General features: G+C 44.6%; 16 protein-coding genes. 4 read left to right on the top strand and 12 right to left on the bottom strand.

All coding sequences use genetic code 11. The features are described from left to right. Nucleotides 1-2 precede the first annotated feature (2 nt). The 9 genes from AC3CIC_RS17785 to AC3CIC_RS17745 form a co-directional block, all read right to left on the bottom strand. Nucleotides 3-740, bottom strand: coding sequence for a DUF1365 domain-containing protein (locus tag AC3CIC_RS17785; RefSeq protein WP_017003480.1), 738 nt, complete (start codon nt 738-740; stop codon nt 3-5). Further along, a complete protein-coding gene (locus AC3CIC_RS17780) occupies nt 737-2,023 on the bottom strand; it encodes an NAD(P)/FAD-dependent oxidoreductase (RefSeq protein WP_488516553.1) in 1,287 nt (428 codons plus the stop codon). The genes AC3CIC_RS17785 and AC3CIC_RS17780 overlap by 4 nt, the downstream gene beginning before the upstream one ends. After that, nucleotides 2,020-2,751 carry an SDR family NAD(P)-dependent oxidoreductase gene (locus tag AC3CIC_RS17775; RefSeq protein ID WP_488516552.1) on the bottom strand — a complete coding sequence of 244 codons (732 nt, stop codon included), beginning with the start codon at nt 2,749-2,751 and terminating at the stop codon, nt 2,020-2,022. Before AC3CIC_RS17775 ends, AC3CIC_RS17780 begins: the two co-directional genes overlap by 4 nt. Next, nucleotides 2,748-3,197, bottom strand: coding sequence for a nuclear transport factor 2 family protein (locus AC3CIC_RS17770; protein ID WP_394209632.1), 450 nt, complete (start codon nt 3,195-3,197; stop codon nt 2,748-2,750). The genes AC3CIC_RS17775 and AC3CIC_RS17770 overlap by 4 nt, the downstream gene beginning before the upstream one ends. Beyond that, complete coding sequence (gene phrB, locus AC3CIC_RS17765; protein WP_488516551.1) at nt 3,194-4,645, bottom strand: deoxyribodipyrimidine photo-lyase; 1,452 nt, start codon at nt 4,643-4,645, stop codon at nt 3,194-3,196. The genes AC3CIC_RS17770 and phrB overlap by 4 nt, the downstream gene beginning before the upstream one ends. Next, on the bottom strand, nt 4,642-5,487 hold the full coding sequence (locus tag AC3CIC_RS17760) for a MerR family transcriptional regulator (protein ID WP_488516550.1): 846 nt from the start codon (nt 5,485-5,487) through the stop codon (nt 4,642-4,644). The genes phrB and AC3CIC_RS17760 overlap by 4 nt, the downstream gene beginning before the upstream one ends. Beyond that, nucleotides 5,477-6,436, bottom strand: coding sequence for a YbgA family protein (locus AC3CIC_RS17755; RefSeq protein WP_488516549.1), 960 nt, complete (start codon nt 6,434-6,436; stop codon nt 5,477-5,479). Before AC3CIC_RS17755 ends, AC3CIC_RS17760 begins: the two co-directional genes overlap by 11 nt. A gap of 155 nt (nt 6,437-6,591) precedes the next feature. Then, nucleotides 6,592-7,599 (bottom strand): peptide antibiotic transporter SbmA, encoded by a 1,008-nt coding sequence (gene sbmA / locus AC3CIC_RS17750; RefSeq protein WP_488516548.1) that lies wholly within the window; start codon nt 7,597-7,599, stop codon nt 6,592-6,594. A gap of 274 nt (nt 7,600-7,873) precedes the next feature. Then, the gene (locus AC3CIC_RS17745; RefSeq protein ID WP_488516547.1) at nt 7,874-9,409 is read right to left on the bottom strand and encodes an EAL domain-containing protein; all 1,536 of its coding nucleotides are present in this window, start codon (nt 9,407-9,409) and stop codon (nt 7,874-7,876) included. A gap of 209 nt (nt 9,410-9,618) precedes the next feature. Between AC3CIC_RS17745 and thiD the strand changes: the two genes are divergently transcribed. Together thiD and AC3CIC_RS17735 are read left to right on the top strand one after the other, a co-directional pair. Continuing rightward, the gene (thiD, locus tag AC3CIC_RS17740) at nt 9,619-10,458 is read left to right on the top strand and encodes a bifunctional hydroxymethylpyrimidine kinase/phosphomethylpyrimidine kinase (protein ID WP_488516546.1); all 840 of its coding nucleotides are present in this window, start codon (nt 9,619-9,621) and stop codon (nt 10,456-10,458) included. Between the two features lie 168 nt (nt 10,459-10,626). After that, complete coding sequence (locus AC3CIC_RS17735; RefSeq protein WP_488516545.1) at nt 10,627-12,873, top strand: putative bifunctional diguanylate cyclase/phosphodiesterase; 2,247 nt, start codon at nt 10,627-10,629, stop codon at nt 12,871-12,873. Between the two features lie 78 nt (nt 12,874-12,951). Here AC3CIC_RS17735 and AC3CIC_RS17730 read toward each other — a convergent pair whose 3' ends face one another. From AC3CIC_RS17730 to AC3CIC_RS17720, 3 genes are read right to left on the bottom strand one after another with little or no spacing between them, the layout of a single operon-like run. After that, nucleotides 12,952-13,500 (bottom strand): YaeQ family protein, encoded by a 549-nt coding sequence (locus AC3CIC_RS17730; protein WP_017007292.1) that lies wholly within the window; start codon nt 13,498-13,500, stop codon nt 12,952-12,954. Nucleotides 13,501-13,513: 13 nt separating this feature from the next. After that, complete coding sequence (locus AC3CIC_RS17725) at nt 13,514-13,837, bottom strand: GIY-YIG nuclease family protein (RefSeq protein ID WP_016958684.1); 324 nt, start codon at nt 13,835-13,837, stop codon at nt 13,514-13,516. Nucleotides 13,838-13,866: 29 nt separating this feature from the next. After that, nucleotides 13,867-14,493 carry a YceH family protein gene (locus AC3CIC_RS17720; RefSeq protein ID WP_371732555.1) on the bottom strand — a complete coding sequence of 209 codons (627 nt, stop codon included), beginning with the start codon at nt 14,491-14,493 and terminating at the stop codon, nt 13,867-13,869. A gap of 338 nt (nt 14,494-14,831) precedes the next feature. Here AC3CIC_RS17720 and AC3CIC_RS17715 point away from each other — a divergent pair, with 338 nt between their 5' ends. Together AC3CIC_RS17715 and AC3CIC_RS17710 are read left to right on the top strand one after the other, a co-directional pair. After that, on the top strand, nt 14,832-15,260 hold the full coding sequence (locus AC3CIC_RS17715; RefSeq protein WP_016958682.1) for a bactofilin family protein: 429 nt from the start codon (nt 14,832-14,834) through the stop codon (nt 15,258-15,260). A 115-nt stretch (nt 15,261-15,375) separates the two neighbouring features. Then, nucleotides 15,376-15,810 (top strand): DUF3069 domain-containing protein, encoded by a 435-nt coding sequence (locus AC3CIC_RS17710; protein ID WP_016958681.1) that lies wholly within the window; start codon nt 15,376-15,378, stop codon nt 15,808-15,810. The last annotated feature ends 92 nt before the right edge of the window (nt 15,811-15,902 follow it).

Here is a 15,902-nt window from a genome sequence, read left to right as displayed (position 1 = left end):
ATTCACTCCTTTGCCTGTGCGGTATGGGTATAAAGTGGTGCGCCTTTTATCCAAAGCTTTAACGCTTGCCAATAGATTGAGGCGACAACTTTAACCGTCATCACGGGCGTTCTTACGATAAGTTTGGAAAGTTCAGATGAAGAAAAAGGCTTCTTCGACATCGCAAGCGTGGCGTCGAATTCGCGACCCTCTCGATGCGTTTCGAGATGAATGAACGCGACTTTGTTAATCGGACGCAATTTCCAAACGTACTTCTGTTCAATCGGATTAAAGGGAGATACGTGGAACGCCTTGTCATTCTCCCAGTGCTTACCCGCCGGAATCGCATAATAATGGCGTTGATTCCATGGCGTATTACTGACCTCAGCCAACATGTAACACCAGTTGCCATCTCTGTCGTACAAGTAGTAGAAATTGACTGGGCTAAAGTACAGCCCGAAATAACGCAAGTGACACAACGCGAGCACTTTTCCGGTGTAACGCTTGCCTGTCAAAGCAAACACTTTGTCTTGTACTGCTTGTTGGGTGTCTGTGCGTCCTTCCATATAATCAGGACGGTAAAAACTTGCGACACCCCATTTCTTAAGAGAGAACCCTCTCACTTTCTGTGATAGCTCTTCTATTTCATCCAAATCAATCAAGGGCATGAACATAGGATAAGTAAAACCATGTTTTACTGGCGTGAACCGACGATGGCGGACACTCCCCACATACAAACCACTTAATGATTCGGCGCTCATGACGCGCTCCGCAGCGGAATTGGCAATGCGTGGACACCTTTAACAACATCCAATGCACTGCGTACACCGTCTTCATGAAAGCCGTTATACCAGTACGCACCACAGAACCAACTTAAGTTTTCGCCAGAGATGAGTTCACGATGCTTCTGTGCTTCAATGCATTTTTGGTCAAACACGGGATGGGCATAAACAAATTTGCGCAAGATCTTGGAAGGATCAATGTTGTCAGATTGATTCAAGGTCACACAGAACGTTTCTGGTGCGTCGATACCTTGCAAGATGTTCATGTTGTAACTTAGGGCTGCCGGACGCTCTTCTCGACCTGAACGTCCACCAAGGGAGTAGTTCCAGCTAGCCCAGGCTGCTTTCCGACGTGGTAACACACTGATATCGGTATGCAGAACAACGTCGTTGTCTTGATAATCAATGCTACCCAAAACGCTCTGCTCGTCTTTCGTGGGTTTGTGTAACAGCGCCAAAGCTTGGTCGCTATGACAGGCGAAAATCACTTGGTCAAAGTCGTATTCGCCGTTCTCTGTAACAACCACAACATGATCAGAGAAACGCTCAACATGTTTAATGCCAGCATTGAGTTTGATGCGGTCTTCAAAAGCAGGAACCATCTTACGCACGTATTCTCGAGAGCCACCCGGAATCACATACCATTGCGGCCGATTAGTAACGTCTAACAGGCCGTGGTTTTGGAAGAAGCGAAGAAAGAATTTGAGCGGGAATGCGCGCATATCTGACAAGGTCGATGACCAAATCGCCGCACCCATTGGCAAAATGTAGTTCTGACAGAAATACTCGCTAAAATCGCGACGCGAGAGGAAATCACCCAACGTTTGTTCAATCAGCGGATCGCCATGCGTTGCGATGGTATACGCCTCACGCGCTTCTTTGTTGAATCGCAGAATTTCAGAGATAAATTTGTAGAACTTAGGGTTAAGCAAATTTCGCTTTTGAGCAAACAAGGAGCCCATGCTGTGACCGTTGTACTCAAGGCCATTGTCATCATTGCGAACACTAAAGCTCATTTCTGATTCCTGAGCGCCCATTCCAATGTCTGCCATTAGATTTTGGAAGTTAGGATAAGTGCGATCATTAAAGACAATAAAGCCTGTATCAATAGCATATTTGCCACTAGCCACTTCGACATCAACCGTCGCTGTATGTCCGCCAATATAGTTGTTCGCTTCAAACAGCGTAATGTCATGCTCTTTGTGCAAATAATGCGCACAAGTTAGCCCTGAAATGCCAGAACCGATAATTGCAATTTTCATTGTGCTTTCCTTGTTATTTTTCTTATCACCGCAAGTTGTAATGTCATGGGTAATGAAGCGATCAGCTTGAGGAAAAAGGTGAACTTCTTGGGGAAATGGACTTCAGTTTTCTTCTTTTCTAACCCCTGACGAATAGCCAATGACGCCTCTTTAGGCGTGACAAGCATTGGCATCGGAAAATCATTTTTATCCGTCAGTGGTGTTTTAACGAACCCTGGCGAAACAAGTGACACCGTCACGCCTTTAGGTTCCAAGTCAATAGTTAGTGTTTTCGCCAAGTAAGCAACGGCGGCTTTCGAAGCGCCATATGCTTCAGCGCGGGGTAAGCCCAAATACGCCGCCGTCGATCCCATCAACGCTAAGTGTGTTTGAGCAGAAAACGTGTCCTGCAATGCTTGAATACAATTGAGAAGCCCAAAAAAATTGATGTCAAAGACACGCTTGAACAACACCACATCAATGTGGCCATTGTCTATGTATTCACACGTTCCTGCATTGAGGATAATCAAATCACAGGGAGATTTGATATTACCTAAAACTTCTTTGGTTTCAATTTCATTCGTTACATCGAAGCTTAGAATTGTGACGGCGTCACAACCTTTTGACCAGAGATTAAGTTGAGCAACATTTCGGCCACAAGCCACCACATGCCAGCCGTCATTTGCGTAGTCTTTTGCAAGCTGTAGGCCAATACCTGACGACGCACCCGTGATCAGAACCCGCTTCATTGTCCCAATCTCTTCTTGATCATTTTCACCGCAGCGCCCAGCACAGGGAGTGCTTCATAAAGCATTTCGCCAAGATCAAAATAATCACGATGCCGAATAACTCGTCCTTCTTTCAGTACTAGCTTTGAACAGCCTTCAACAGACCTCTCCGCGCCACCAGACAACTTGGGATGGGACAGGGTCATCGTCCAACTGATAAAAGCAATGTCGCCGTTTACAGCGTGATCATGAATATCAAAGCGGCAGTCAGTCACGTTGGTGTACATAGATTCGAAGTAGCGCGCTAAATTGTCATAACCTTCAATGCGGTGCGCTGGGTCTTCAAACACCACGTCTTGGCTATAAATCGCGTCGAGAGAGTTCAAATTGTCTTTGCTTAGCGACGTATATATCGAGATGAATCGATTGAGTGTGTCTTGTTGTGGAGTCGCTGCTGCTTGCATCATGATTCAGCCCTTTGGGTATTCTGTTGCGACTTCGCCATTTCAAACATGGAGATGGCAGTCTCTCGTGCGGCCTTATGATCAACAATCGGACGCGGATAAGCTAAATCAATTCCTTGTTTTTCTGCCCAGCGGTAAGGCTCATGCAATGATTCATCAGGAATTGATTCTAATTCTTTCAACCATCTACGGATAAATCGCACACTTGGATCAAACTTCTTACTCTGTGCGGTGGGATTAAAGACACGAAAATAAGGTTGGGCATCAGTGCCTACGGATGCAGACCATTGCCAACCACCGTTGTTGGCAGCAAAATCGCCATCAACCAGCTTGGACATGAAGTACTTTTCTCCCCAGCGCCAATCAATGTGCAAATCCTTTACGAGGAAGCTCGCCACAATCATTCTTAGTCTGTTATGCATCCAACCGGTTTCGTTCAACTGACGCATCGCCGCATCGACGATAGGAAACCCCGTTCGCCCTTGCTTCCATCGCTCGAATTGCAGTTCATCACCATTCCACGTAATAGAATCAGTCCAGCTCTGGAAGCCCTTGCCTCTACTAATATCTGGGTAAGACGCAGTAATATGCTGATAGAACTCACGCCAAATCAGCTCTGATAACCATACGTGTGCACCACCGGCGCCTTTATCAAGGCAATTCTGGTTTTCGGAAAATAACCTTGCCAAACACTGGCGGGGTGATAACGCACCAATCGCCAAGTAAGGTGAAAGTTGGCTCGTTGCAGGAATAGCAGGAAAGTCTCGTGATGCTTCGTACTGCTCTACGCGATACCTGCAGAAATCACGCATTCGCTGAATGATGGCGTTGTCGTCAATCGGCCAACCCACTGAATCATCGAGAGGGCAATGAAACTCGATGCCGCTTGGCTGCTTCAATAGCGCCTGCACAGTAGCATTAATTTGAACCGGTTCAGGTGTTCCTATGGGTGCCACATTTTCGCGTTGTAACCTTGCTATCCACGCCTTTTTGAATGGTGTAAAAACACGATAGATATTCCCCGCGCCATTAATGACAGATCCTGGAGGGAAGATGCATTTGTAATCAAACACATTGAGCTTAGTGCTGGTTAAACTGAGAAGACCTGCTATCGAGTTATCGCGATTGACTTCATCAAGTTCATGGTCACGAATACAATAAATATCAGCAATTTGATACTGTTGGCAAAGCTGTGCCAATGACGGATTAATGTCACTAAATGTATTCACGGTCCGGAACAGCAATGGGATATTGAGTGCTTCTAGATCTTGCTGCAGCACCATCAAACGACGTCGGATGAGATCGGCCTGCATCGGAGCCATACCATGAGATTTCCACTGAATCGGCGTTTCGTAGTAAATGGCCATAACAGGCTCACCACTTTTGCACGCTTCGGTCAGTGCAATGTTGTCCTTCACTCGCAAATCTCTTCTGAACCAAACTAGCTTCATTTTTGATGCTCCAGATTTTCTTTCGCTGACAGGGTTGCTGAATTCACCAGCTCGGGGTGGATAAGGCGACACTCTCCCAGCAATTCAGTAGTCAGCACTCTGCTCGCTAATACACTTTCAACTTCGCGCTTTAGCGATGCCGTAAACGAACAATCGGAATAGATAAACATTTTCTCTGTGTGTTGTTCTATTAACGTTTTATGGAGAGCGGCTAGACCTGTACCCGCCCCCTCCACAACAGTGACACTGTAACCTTTGGATTGAAGCAACAGTGCATGAAGATAAACTCGATGCGCTTTATTTCCTTGTACGGCAACCATCCAACAGGGCTTCTTCGTTGATGCTTTTTGGTTGTTGTGCAAACAATGAACCAACACATACGCCAGCGAAGTACACCAGAAGCTATCGCACATTTTCATTACGTCTGTATTCTGTTCGCTAAACCAATCACTTAACGGATCAAGCACTGTCGTTTTCAACGTCGATATGGGGTAGTTCTTAGTCAGTTCTGACAGGCAGTTATTGACGAATCTTGCGTCAAACCGCATGACAGCATCTTTCAGCATCGCGACTTCCGGCAAGTTTTGTGCACTCTCTGCACTCACCACATCATGTTTGCCTAACAACTGTTTCACTTGGCTAACCGCAACACCTTTATGCAGCCATGAAAGTATCTCTTTTATACGTTCAACATCGTGCTCACTGTATAATCGGTGCCCTTTCGGCGTACGTTGTGGCTTGAGAAGCCCATATCGGCGTTGCCATGCTCGTAGCGTGACGGTATTGACGCCAGTGCGCTCAGACACCTCACCAATCGCTAATGGCGTTTTGTCAGAGCCCATAACGCAATCTCAAACTTTCTGGGTAAGGGTTTAGGTAACTCTGATGTTGGAGATAGTCATCTGGGTGCTGCTGTAGATGGTGATTTATCAGCGTTAATGGTGCCAATAAAGGCATGATGCCTTGGCGATAAGAATGGATAAGCCGTGACAGTTCTTCTTTTTCCTTTTTGTCCAAATCACGTTTGAAATAACCTTGCAAATGCATTAGTACATTGGTGTTATTTTTTCGGCTAGCGCGATTGGCAATGGCTTGCATAAACAACGTGCGATATTCGATATAGAATTCATCAATATCATGATCAGCAATAGTGGCGACAAATTTACCCAAGGATTTGTAATCTAGCGGGCTATGCGCCATCAGTACCAGTTTGTAACGGGAATGAAACTCAACAATGGCACGGCGAGTAATCCCCTCTGCCATCGAATCGTATAAATCTCTCAATGCGAAAATTCGGAAGACGAAATTTTCTCGCAATACTGGGTCATGAAGTCGACCATCTTCTTCAATGGGCAACCATGGCATGCGCTTCATCAGTTGTTTGGTATACAGGCCGACACCAATTTTTTCTGCCGACACGTAGCCGTTCTCGCGATAAACCTTTACGCGTTCCATGCCACAGGTTGGTGACTTTGCGCATACCACATACCCACACAGATCCATCGTCGCGAGATGGTCAACCTTCTTACGACTGAACGCTTCCATTTTCTCGGTATGGTCAACGTCCGCATTTTTCGTCTCAACCAAACGTATACCAATCTCGTCACCACGATCCAAAAGTCGGATAGTGGGACGAGGGACAGGTAGGCCAATACCGACTTCTGGACAAACAGGGACAAACTCAATGAACGGCGATAATTGTTCACAAATGAATTGATTACGTTTGTGACCGCTATCGAAACGGACATTGTCTCCAATGACACATGCACTGACACCCAATTTTATGCTCATAACTTTCTCCCTGTTGTACATGTTTTATTATTTGTACAAGTTAACTGTAATAATGGATCACAGTTGTACGAATTTATTTTGGTGTATAAGTAATAAAAAGGCGCACCATCACAAAAAATGATGGTGCGCCTCGTACTTATTGATAATTCAGTAATTTACTGATCGGTCACCGCTGCTTTTTCTGCGGTAATGGCCGATTCTATCTGTACTTCAAATGCTTTAAGTCGCTTGTAAATAGACATCAGTTCGACAATGGTACTCCACGAGTGCACCAAGAATTGAAACGATTCTTCCACCTTACCAAATGCGCGCAGGATCTGTTGCAGCACACCTAAGGTGATCGCACCAGAGACAATCGTTGGTCCCATAAAGATATACGGCATAATCACGGTATACTGAATATACGACCACTTGGCGACATCGAAATAAAGGTAGTGACGATAGAGATTGAAGTAATTTCGACGGACGTTAACAAAGAGTTCTTTTACTGTTTCAGGCTCTGCGCGAGATTCATGATCTTCACCCAGCACCAACTCTTTTCGATACGCTGCTTCTACTTTTTGGTTTTTGAATTCCAAACCCGGAAGCTTGATTCCAACCACAGCCAACAAAACAGTACCAAAAATTGCAGACAAAATAGCCAAATAGACCAGTGAATGATCCACCTTTCCTATCCAAGGTAACTCAGTGACGCTCTCACTTAAGGTCCAAAGGATGGGCAAAAATGCTATCAATGTCATGATTGAGCGCATGAAGCTCACGCCCAAGCCTTCTACGATACGAGCAAAACGCATGGTGTCTTCCTGAACACGCTGAGAAGCACCTTCAATGTGGTGGATTTTGCTCCAATGACGCATGTAATAGTCGTTCATCGCTGTACGCCAGCGGAACACGTAGTGACGAACAAAGAATTCAAGCGCAACGGCAATAACAATATAGATCGACACAATATTGAAAAATTCGATACAGCCCGCAAGAAATTCCTCAAACTCAACAGCGTTTGGGGTGGTCAACGCCTCCTGCACAAGGTTATAAAATGAGCCAAACCATTCATTGACTTGCACATCTATCTGAACTTTGTACCAAGTCACGTATAGGATCAAAGCAGTACCCAAGATAGACCACCGAAACCAACGTCTATCAAGAAAAAAAGATTTAAACATGAAAACACATCCTCTACATTTTGTGCGTACAGCTCTTTGAGTGCTTTATCCAAAAAGAGTTTATTTGTATGTATACCCGCCGCTTTTCCGCGTGCATCGTCCATTAGTGAGATAGACCCGTTTTGCACTAGGTTATTTCAAGTCTAGTCAGATAAATAGCCTTTCACTCAAAGATAACAAATTGATCTTATTGACCAATTCATCAAAAGCAAATAAGTTTCAGCGTGATTTGTGACAGGTAATAGACAGATTGGACAACTATTTGGGATAGCGACTAGGGTTGCAAAGGTTCAATGGTAAGAGGGAAATCATCATCTAATGAATCTTCTCCCAGACTCTTCTTAAATACGTCAAAGGGAACAGGATCACCAAAATAAGAACCTTGAAGCATTTCGACGCCCGCATGTATCAAATAGTCGGCTTGCACTTTGGTCTCAATTCCTTCAGCAACCACATGCAATCCCGACTCGCGTGAAAAAGCTAATATCGAATCCAAAATGGTATTTTTGAAATCCTCCAAACCAATACCATCAACAAACATTCGGTCAATTTTAATGGTGTCGATGTTTAAGATATGTAAGTAAGAGAACGCGCCATACCCCGTACCACAATCATCCAACTTTATCGAAATGCCTTTTTCTGTAAGCGTTTCGATGCAAATCGCAGCTTTATTTAGATCACCAAATTTGGTTCGTTCCGTGATTTCAAGGGACAACAAATGAGGATCGAGCCCATGCTCTTCCATCTTGTCGAGTAACTTCGTCGCCGTATCATTTTTTTCGAGATAGCTGGGTGACACATTAACGCTGACGAAAAAATACTTTGGTAATACCAATGTTTTAATATGATGCAAAACATTGTCCACCAGCTGATCGGTGATTTTATCAATTGAGCCATTCTGCTCGGCGAGAGGGATAAACGTATCAGGAGGGATATATTCGCCGGTGTTCGATAACCAACGAACCAATACTTCGGCGCCAACGATACGATAGCCGCCATCAACAGGACGCACAATCGGCTGATAAAACGGTATCAGGGCATTGGATTCAATCGCTTCATTGAGCAATCCAGTTAACCCTTTTCTATCGGATTGATTCAGTTCGACGCCGACTGCAATCAAAGCACCAAACAGTATGACTAGAATCGAAAATAAATTAACTAAATCACCAACGAGATACTCAACGCCATCTTCATTAATGAACAATTTAACACCAATATTGTTGCCTAAATCTCCATCAAATATTTCACGGTAAGGTAACTCGTTACGTTGATACAGTGTGATGTCGCGACCATTAACATTGGTGACCATAAACAGGCACTTATCACAGTTTGAAAGGAAATTTCTCGGCTGCTGGAAAACGAATCTCAACACGCCCTTGTCGCTGTACAAGCGCATTTCTTCAAATTGGCTTTCGCTCAAAATTAGTGACACATCTGAAAAAACAATTTCATTTTCTGGGGCGTGCCCCATTAACGCGCGCCCCGCTTTCTCTTTGTTATAAATTGAACATGAACTGCCGTCACTGAGATGCAGATCAACATATTCAATAAAAATATTACTTGTTCCTGCCTGGCTCATCAACTCGATATCATCATCGTCACAATGAAAAAGCAATTGCTCAGATAACGCACGCATTTGTTCGAAGCTTTGTCGATAAAGCTCAGTGTATAGCTGCGAAAGAACCGAAACATCGTCCTGTATTTTTTTCTGCACAAGCCAGTTTGAAACAGCAACCTGAGAAAAATAGGCAAAAAGTATCGATACAAATATTATAGTTAGCGCTTTACTGTGTTTTTCAAGCCATTCCACTGAGGCTACCGTTTAATCCCTGCACGTTGACACTAAGAATAGGACAATTGGAACGTGTAAATATGTAAATATTCGAGACTAATGAGTGATTTTCATGCATGTCTGCAATTTTTGCTCGGATATATCACCTAGCAACATGTGATAAAATCGAACGCAGATATTTCTGCCTTTTCTATCTAGATGCATAATAAATAAGATGTATAGCGACTATGGCTCATAAACACTTTACACCGCCTGTTGTTCTTTCTATCGCAGGTTCAGACAGTTCCGCAGGTGCGGGTATTCAAGCTGACCTAAAAACCATTTCGGCAAATGGCGGCTATGCATGCACAGTTATTACGGCAGTGACTGCACAAAACACACAAGGTGTTTATGATGTTTGTCCCCTTTCTCCCGCGAGCGTTGCCGCTCAGATTGACGCAATTTTTGCGGATTTTAATGTTGCAGCCGTTAAAATTGGAATGCTAGCAAACATCGATATCGCAAAAGTTGTTGTCGACAAGCTCACCATTTATGCCGCCAAGAACGTTGTTGTCGATCCAGTCATGCTATCAACCAGTGGACGAGAATTACTTTGCGAAGAGGCAATAGCTTACTGCAAAGCCCATTTATACCCACTTGCGACACTGCTCACGCCTAATATCCCAGAGTTTATGGCGTTAACAGGCAATATCGAACTCAACGATTTCACACAGACACCGCACAATGAAAATGTATACGAATTCGCTAGACAACAGTTAGGTTGCCAGTGGCTCCTTATCAAGGGAGGACACGGCATCGACCCAGCATTGTCGACCGACCAATTGGTCGGACAACACTACATTCAATGCTTTTCAGCACCACGTATTCAATCACGCAATACCCATGGCACGGGCTGTACACTGTCTTCGGCTATTGCGACTAGCCTTGCTAAGGGCATGTCAATGGCTGAGGCTGTAGAACACAGTAAACGCTATTTGACCCTCGCCATTATCAATGCAAGTCATCTCGAACTTGGCCAAGGTCATGGCGCTTTGCAACATTTCCCGATTGCAACCTCTTCTGAATAATATGCAAATTGATTTTTTTTCACGCTTAGCCCTACAATCGCTTTTTCATTACTTGTAGCGCTAAGCATCTTTAAAATCAGGGACTTTTCAGCTCTCTACGTTGCGATTTGACTGTTATGACATAGACTTATTTTTGAGACCATAGACTCTTAATTAAGGTTATGACTTTTGCAGCCAGCCATGTACCACACTGAGCAAACATCTGAGCAGTCACCCTACTCTCCTCGCTTGTCATCCTTAGCGGCTATTGCGCTTGTTTGCTCATTGATACTCATTTTCACCTTTACGCTTTACCACAGCGCGCAATCACGTCAGCACGAGCTTCAAAATCACATGCTTAACGTTGAGATAAATCGAGTTCAACGTGCCATTGAAGTCAACCTACAAAAAGAAGCCTACTTTTTGGTTTGGCTTGCAAATACCTTGCAGAATAAAGGCAAAATTGATGACCGAGTGTGGAAACGAACCACGGCAGGGATTCGCTCAACATTTCCTTTTTTCGCTGGCGTGTACTGGCTTGACGCAGAAAGTACCGTCCAATGGACAACGCCGACCAATTTTACCCCCTACCCGACAAACGCTAATTGGGAAGCGTCGAGTTCAGTGAAACTCAACGCAATGCCTGTGCTGTCAAGACTATTAACCTCCTCAGTTCATCCTGCCCCGAATGGTAGATTGGCAATTGAAATGCTTCATCCCGTTGTGTTTGATGGTGAAATAGCCGGTCATCTCGGTGCCAGTTACAACATCAAGATGATGGTTGAAGCCATTGCGGCGGAATTTCTGCGCCCTGGACAAAACTTAGTGTTGAGTGATGGAAACAGACCATTTATCGGAGAGCTTCCATCTGCTGCTGGAGCGATGGTGAATACGGTTGCACTCAATGCGCTTAATGGTCAATGGCAATTGACTGTTTGGCAAAGCAAGGAGGCAGAGCACACCTATTTTTCGCTGCCTATGTTGATTTTCATTGCGGGAATCGTGGTCACAGCATTGGTTGCCATGTCTCTATACCTACTCGAAGTCAATATTATCGGAAGACGCGCTGAGTCCAGCATGGTCTCGATGCTTAAAGAAGAAATAACACAGCGTCGAGAGGCTGAAGCGCAACTCAAGTTTACCGCTAATCACGACCCACAAACGCATCTGCCTAATCGATTCGCCATGGAACAATATTTAAATAGAAACCTTCGTTCAGATCACGACATGGTATTGATGTGTGTGTCCCTCGATAAATTTCAAGAAATCAATGATATGTATGGACACCTGGTGGCTGACCAGTTGTTGTTTGAAGCGGCGAAACGGTTCAAATCCGTGCTGCCGCCCCACGCAATTTTGGCCAGAATTAGGAACGACCAGTTTATGGTTGCCTGCGCCGGTATGTCGCAATTGGAAGCGGAAATGCAAGCCAATCAGCTGCGAATGTGCTTGGAAGAAGAATTCTACATCGAAGACAACGACATTCTGACAACTTGTGCAATAGGTATCGCTTATCGTTACAACAATGAACTTCTCGCCGATGACATGCTTCGCCACGCCGACACTGCCGCGAACAAAGCGAAAGCTTTAGGAAGCCGTAAGGTAGTGGCTTACAACCAGACTATGCAAGAGCAACTGAATCGTAAAAAAGAGCTTGAGCGGGCGATCCGACAAGCGATCAATAATGATGAACTAAAACTGCATTTTCAACCTCAAGTTGATTTGCGGACACGTCAGATTGTCGGCGTAGAAGCTTTAGTTCGTTGGGAGTCTCAAAATGGCGTCGCCATCAGTACGGATGTCATTATCCAAACCGCTGAAGAAACAGGTTTGATGCAACGCCTGGGCCATTGGGTTGTTGATACAGCGTTGAAAGAGTTTTCCAGAATGCTTGATGAGCGCTGTGCGCCCAAATGTATTGCCATCAATGTGTCTGGTCATGAATTTCAAGACGGGTATTTAGCTGACTATGTGATACGTTCTGTGAACCGCTATGACATACCCGCATCTCGAGTACAAATCGAACTCACTGAACAAGTTTTTATCGAAAACCTTGAACGTAACCAGCATATTCTTAATCGACTGACCGCTTCTGGCATTAGTCTCGCCATTGATGATTTTGGCACGGGGTACTCTTCATTGGCATACCTCAAACACTTCCCTGTCAACACCGTCAAGATTGACCGCGGTTTCATTAAAGACCTGCCTCAGTCAAAAGATGATTTAGTCATATGTCAGGCCGTGGTTAGCATGGCGAACTTATTACAATTGAAAGTGGTCGCGGAAGGTGTTGAAACGATCGATCAACAGGAATTGCTCAGAAATATCGGCTGTAATTTCGCCCAAGGTCACTTTTACTATGAACCAATGAGTGCAGACGATTTAATGGTGGTGCTCAAGAAACAAAGAGCCGGGCGTCTCTACCCGGCTTCTTAAGCATTTTCAGCTTCATCGCATTTCAGCCAGAACTAGTTGCTGACTAATTTCTTAGCTGCAAAATGCAAAGCATTTTGGCTAGTTGGTTGCAGTTTTCCAAATTTCAGGTTGGATTGATACCACCGTATCGCCAATTGAAAACCATACCTGATCATCTTCAATCGTTGCCTGAATCGACATGCTGCGAGACAAACTTGCCCCCGCCGCATCCAACACTTCATCCATGATATTAATCACGGTCAAATTCTTGAAGGGATGCAACTTGTTTAACAGTTGCGTTTTCCACACTCTCGCTGCGTGATCATCGTAGGTGAACAACACGACTTCTTTCGCCAGCGAGCAGGCTTTCTTCAGGCGCTTTTCATCCGGCAAACCGAGTTCAACCCAAAGCTCAATCTCGTCGCTATAATTTTTGATCCATAGCTCAGGTTCTGATTCGTCACTCAGGCCTTTTGTAAACTGCAAACGTTCATCCGCATATAACGTCCACGCAAGAAGACGAAGCATCATGCGCTTATTCGTTTCGGATGGGTGCTGCGCCAACGTAACAGCGTGGTCGAGGTACACGCCTCTCGACATATCTGCTACGTTAATTGACGCTTTATACACCGTTGCTTTAAGTGCCATGGTATTTCCTAGATTAAATGCTGTCGTTAAATAAGACCGTGATAAGGTCGCTTTCTGTGCAAAGGCGCTCCTTGTCTCTCTTGGTCAGCCGCTTTATTTTCCACTCCAGCGACATAGCCTTTTGCTTATTCCCTACTTCATAAGACCAAGCAAGCGTGAGAGGTTGTTTTCCTCTCAAATATTTAGCAGTTTTCGTGCCGTTTTTTTGGTGCTCGCCAAATCGCCGCTCTACATCGGTTGTCACACCACAGTAGAGCGCGTTGTCTCGTGTTCGGATGAGGTAAACAGACCAAGAAGGAAAATCGTCGGGCGTTTGCTCGGCAGGTATTGATTCCATCGGGTTAAACGAATTCGCTATTCGGCGTCTTATTGAAGCAGTTCATTGACCAGTGCTTTCAATTCCGCCACTTCTCGCTCCAACGCTTCAACACGTGTAGTCAGTGAAGTATCTGCCACTTCCGTGGAAGCAACAAACGCTGTCGTTTCTGGTGTATCAGAACCAAAAAGGTGAGTATATCGGCTTTCTCGTTTACCCGGTTCACGCGGAAGCTGCGCAACGTACCCTTTTTCAATCAAGGTTACCAGCGCTGATTCCACGTCTTTCATCTCAGAGAATTCACACAGGCGGTTAGTACGAGTACGAAGTTCACCTGGCGTTTGTGGTCCACGGAGCAAAAGTACACAAATAATGCCCTTCTGCTGTACCGTAAACTGCAAGGTACCAAACTCTGTGTTGCAGAATCGGTGTTGATATTTGGTCACTCGGCTACCAAAACCTTCCACGTCACTGACCATGCGTTTCGCTTTCAGTTGCTCAACCGTATCCATCACTTCTGCATCAGTCAGTGAGTAGACAGGGTCACGATTACTTTTCTGATTTGCCGCAGTGGTCAAGCTGTTCAGTGTGAGTGGGTAAAGTTCAGGTGTTGTCACTTCTTTTTCAAGCAAGCAGCCGATAACACGCGCTTCGTAGGGAGTAAGTTCAATCGCCATGGTAATGCCTCTGAATAAATCCTTATAACTCGAGGTTATAGCAATCAACCGACAGGTCATCAATCACTTCTGTCGATAAACGCGCAAATGGCACTGACGACTGATAGATATTTCACCAATTTACCTTTTTGAGCATGGATACCCGAGCAATCGTTGGAAAAATCATCATTATTACCGAACACTCTCCTGCACGTTTGTCGCAACGATGTGATTTCGCCTCAATCACGAAAATTTTTGTCACGTCATTAATAGAAATTCATATAAGATCCGACCAATATTCTAATTTTGTAGTAGTCACTTCTCTCACATTGGTGTGGAAGCGATTTAAGGAGATGAAAATGGGGCTGTTTGGTAAAAGCGCTGCGTCTATGCCGTCGATGTCACTGGTTGCGAAACAATGCCGAGTTTTTGGCGAGTTTGATTTGGACGGTGACATTCAGTTCGATGGTCAGGGTGAAGGTACTATCATCCGTGCCCGCAATGTTGTCATCTCTTCAACAGGTCATTTTAAAGGTGACATTTACGCCGAACACGTCACTATTAATGGTTTCGTCGAAGGCTCATGCGTTGCGCGTGAAGTTAATATTCTCGGCAACGGCAAAATGAAAGGCCAAATCGAAAGTGAGCAGCTCACCATCGAAAAAGGTGGCTGTTTGATGGGCGAAAACAAGCTAAAAGATGAGCCATCACTGACAGTGGTGAATGAAGATAACACGACGAAGTCTAAGTCTTCATCTGAGTCTAAAAAGACGCAAGCTTCTGCCTAACACGTTATATTGCTTTAATCGTCGACACTCGATAGTCGATTTGGCTATCTTCTGTTGACTTCACCTTCAAGCGAGATAGGATGCGCAGTTTTGTGCATTATCAGGAATTAAAGAGATGTCTGAACAAGCTACCCCAACTCTAGAAACTGTGAACCTGGAAGATCTATCTGCAGAGCTTCAACAAGTTATCAAATACGAAAAAGTTCCAGTTGAGCTATTCAACATGCTAGCGTCTGTTCATGAAGCATCAGAAGACGTTGTTCGCGAAACTTGGAATACAATGCCAGCAAGTGCGCAGAACATTCTTGATAACTTCGAGCAATTCCATGCGCTGGTTAGCCTAAGCCAAAGCTATGCAGGTATCGATTTCATGACTGAAGCTCAGGACATGAAATTTGACGACATGACTGACGAGCAAACACAAGATTACAAAGCAGGCTTGCTCGACAAACTGCTTCATAACTGTGTGAAAGATTTGGCAAAACAGCTAAAACAAGCACGTTTGAAGCCAGTAATGAAGCGTGAATTCCGTGAGATTTTCACCAAGTAATTCGTTATATAGCGTTAAAAACTGTAGATATAAAAAAGAGGTGACATTGTCACCTCTTTTTTTTTACCCAAATGTCAGTCCTGGTCGCATTG

Source organism: Enterovibrio sp. QJM3NY_24 (assembly GCF_057786035.1).
Note: the sequence above shows the minus strand (reverse complement) of the source record. Positions and strands in the feature narration are given on the sequence as shown.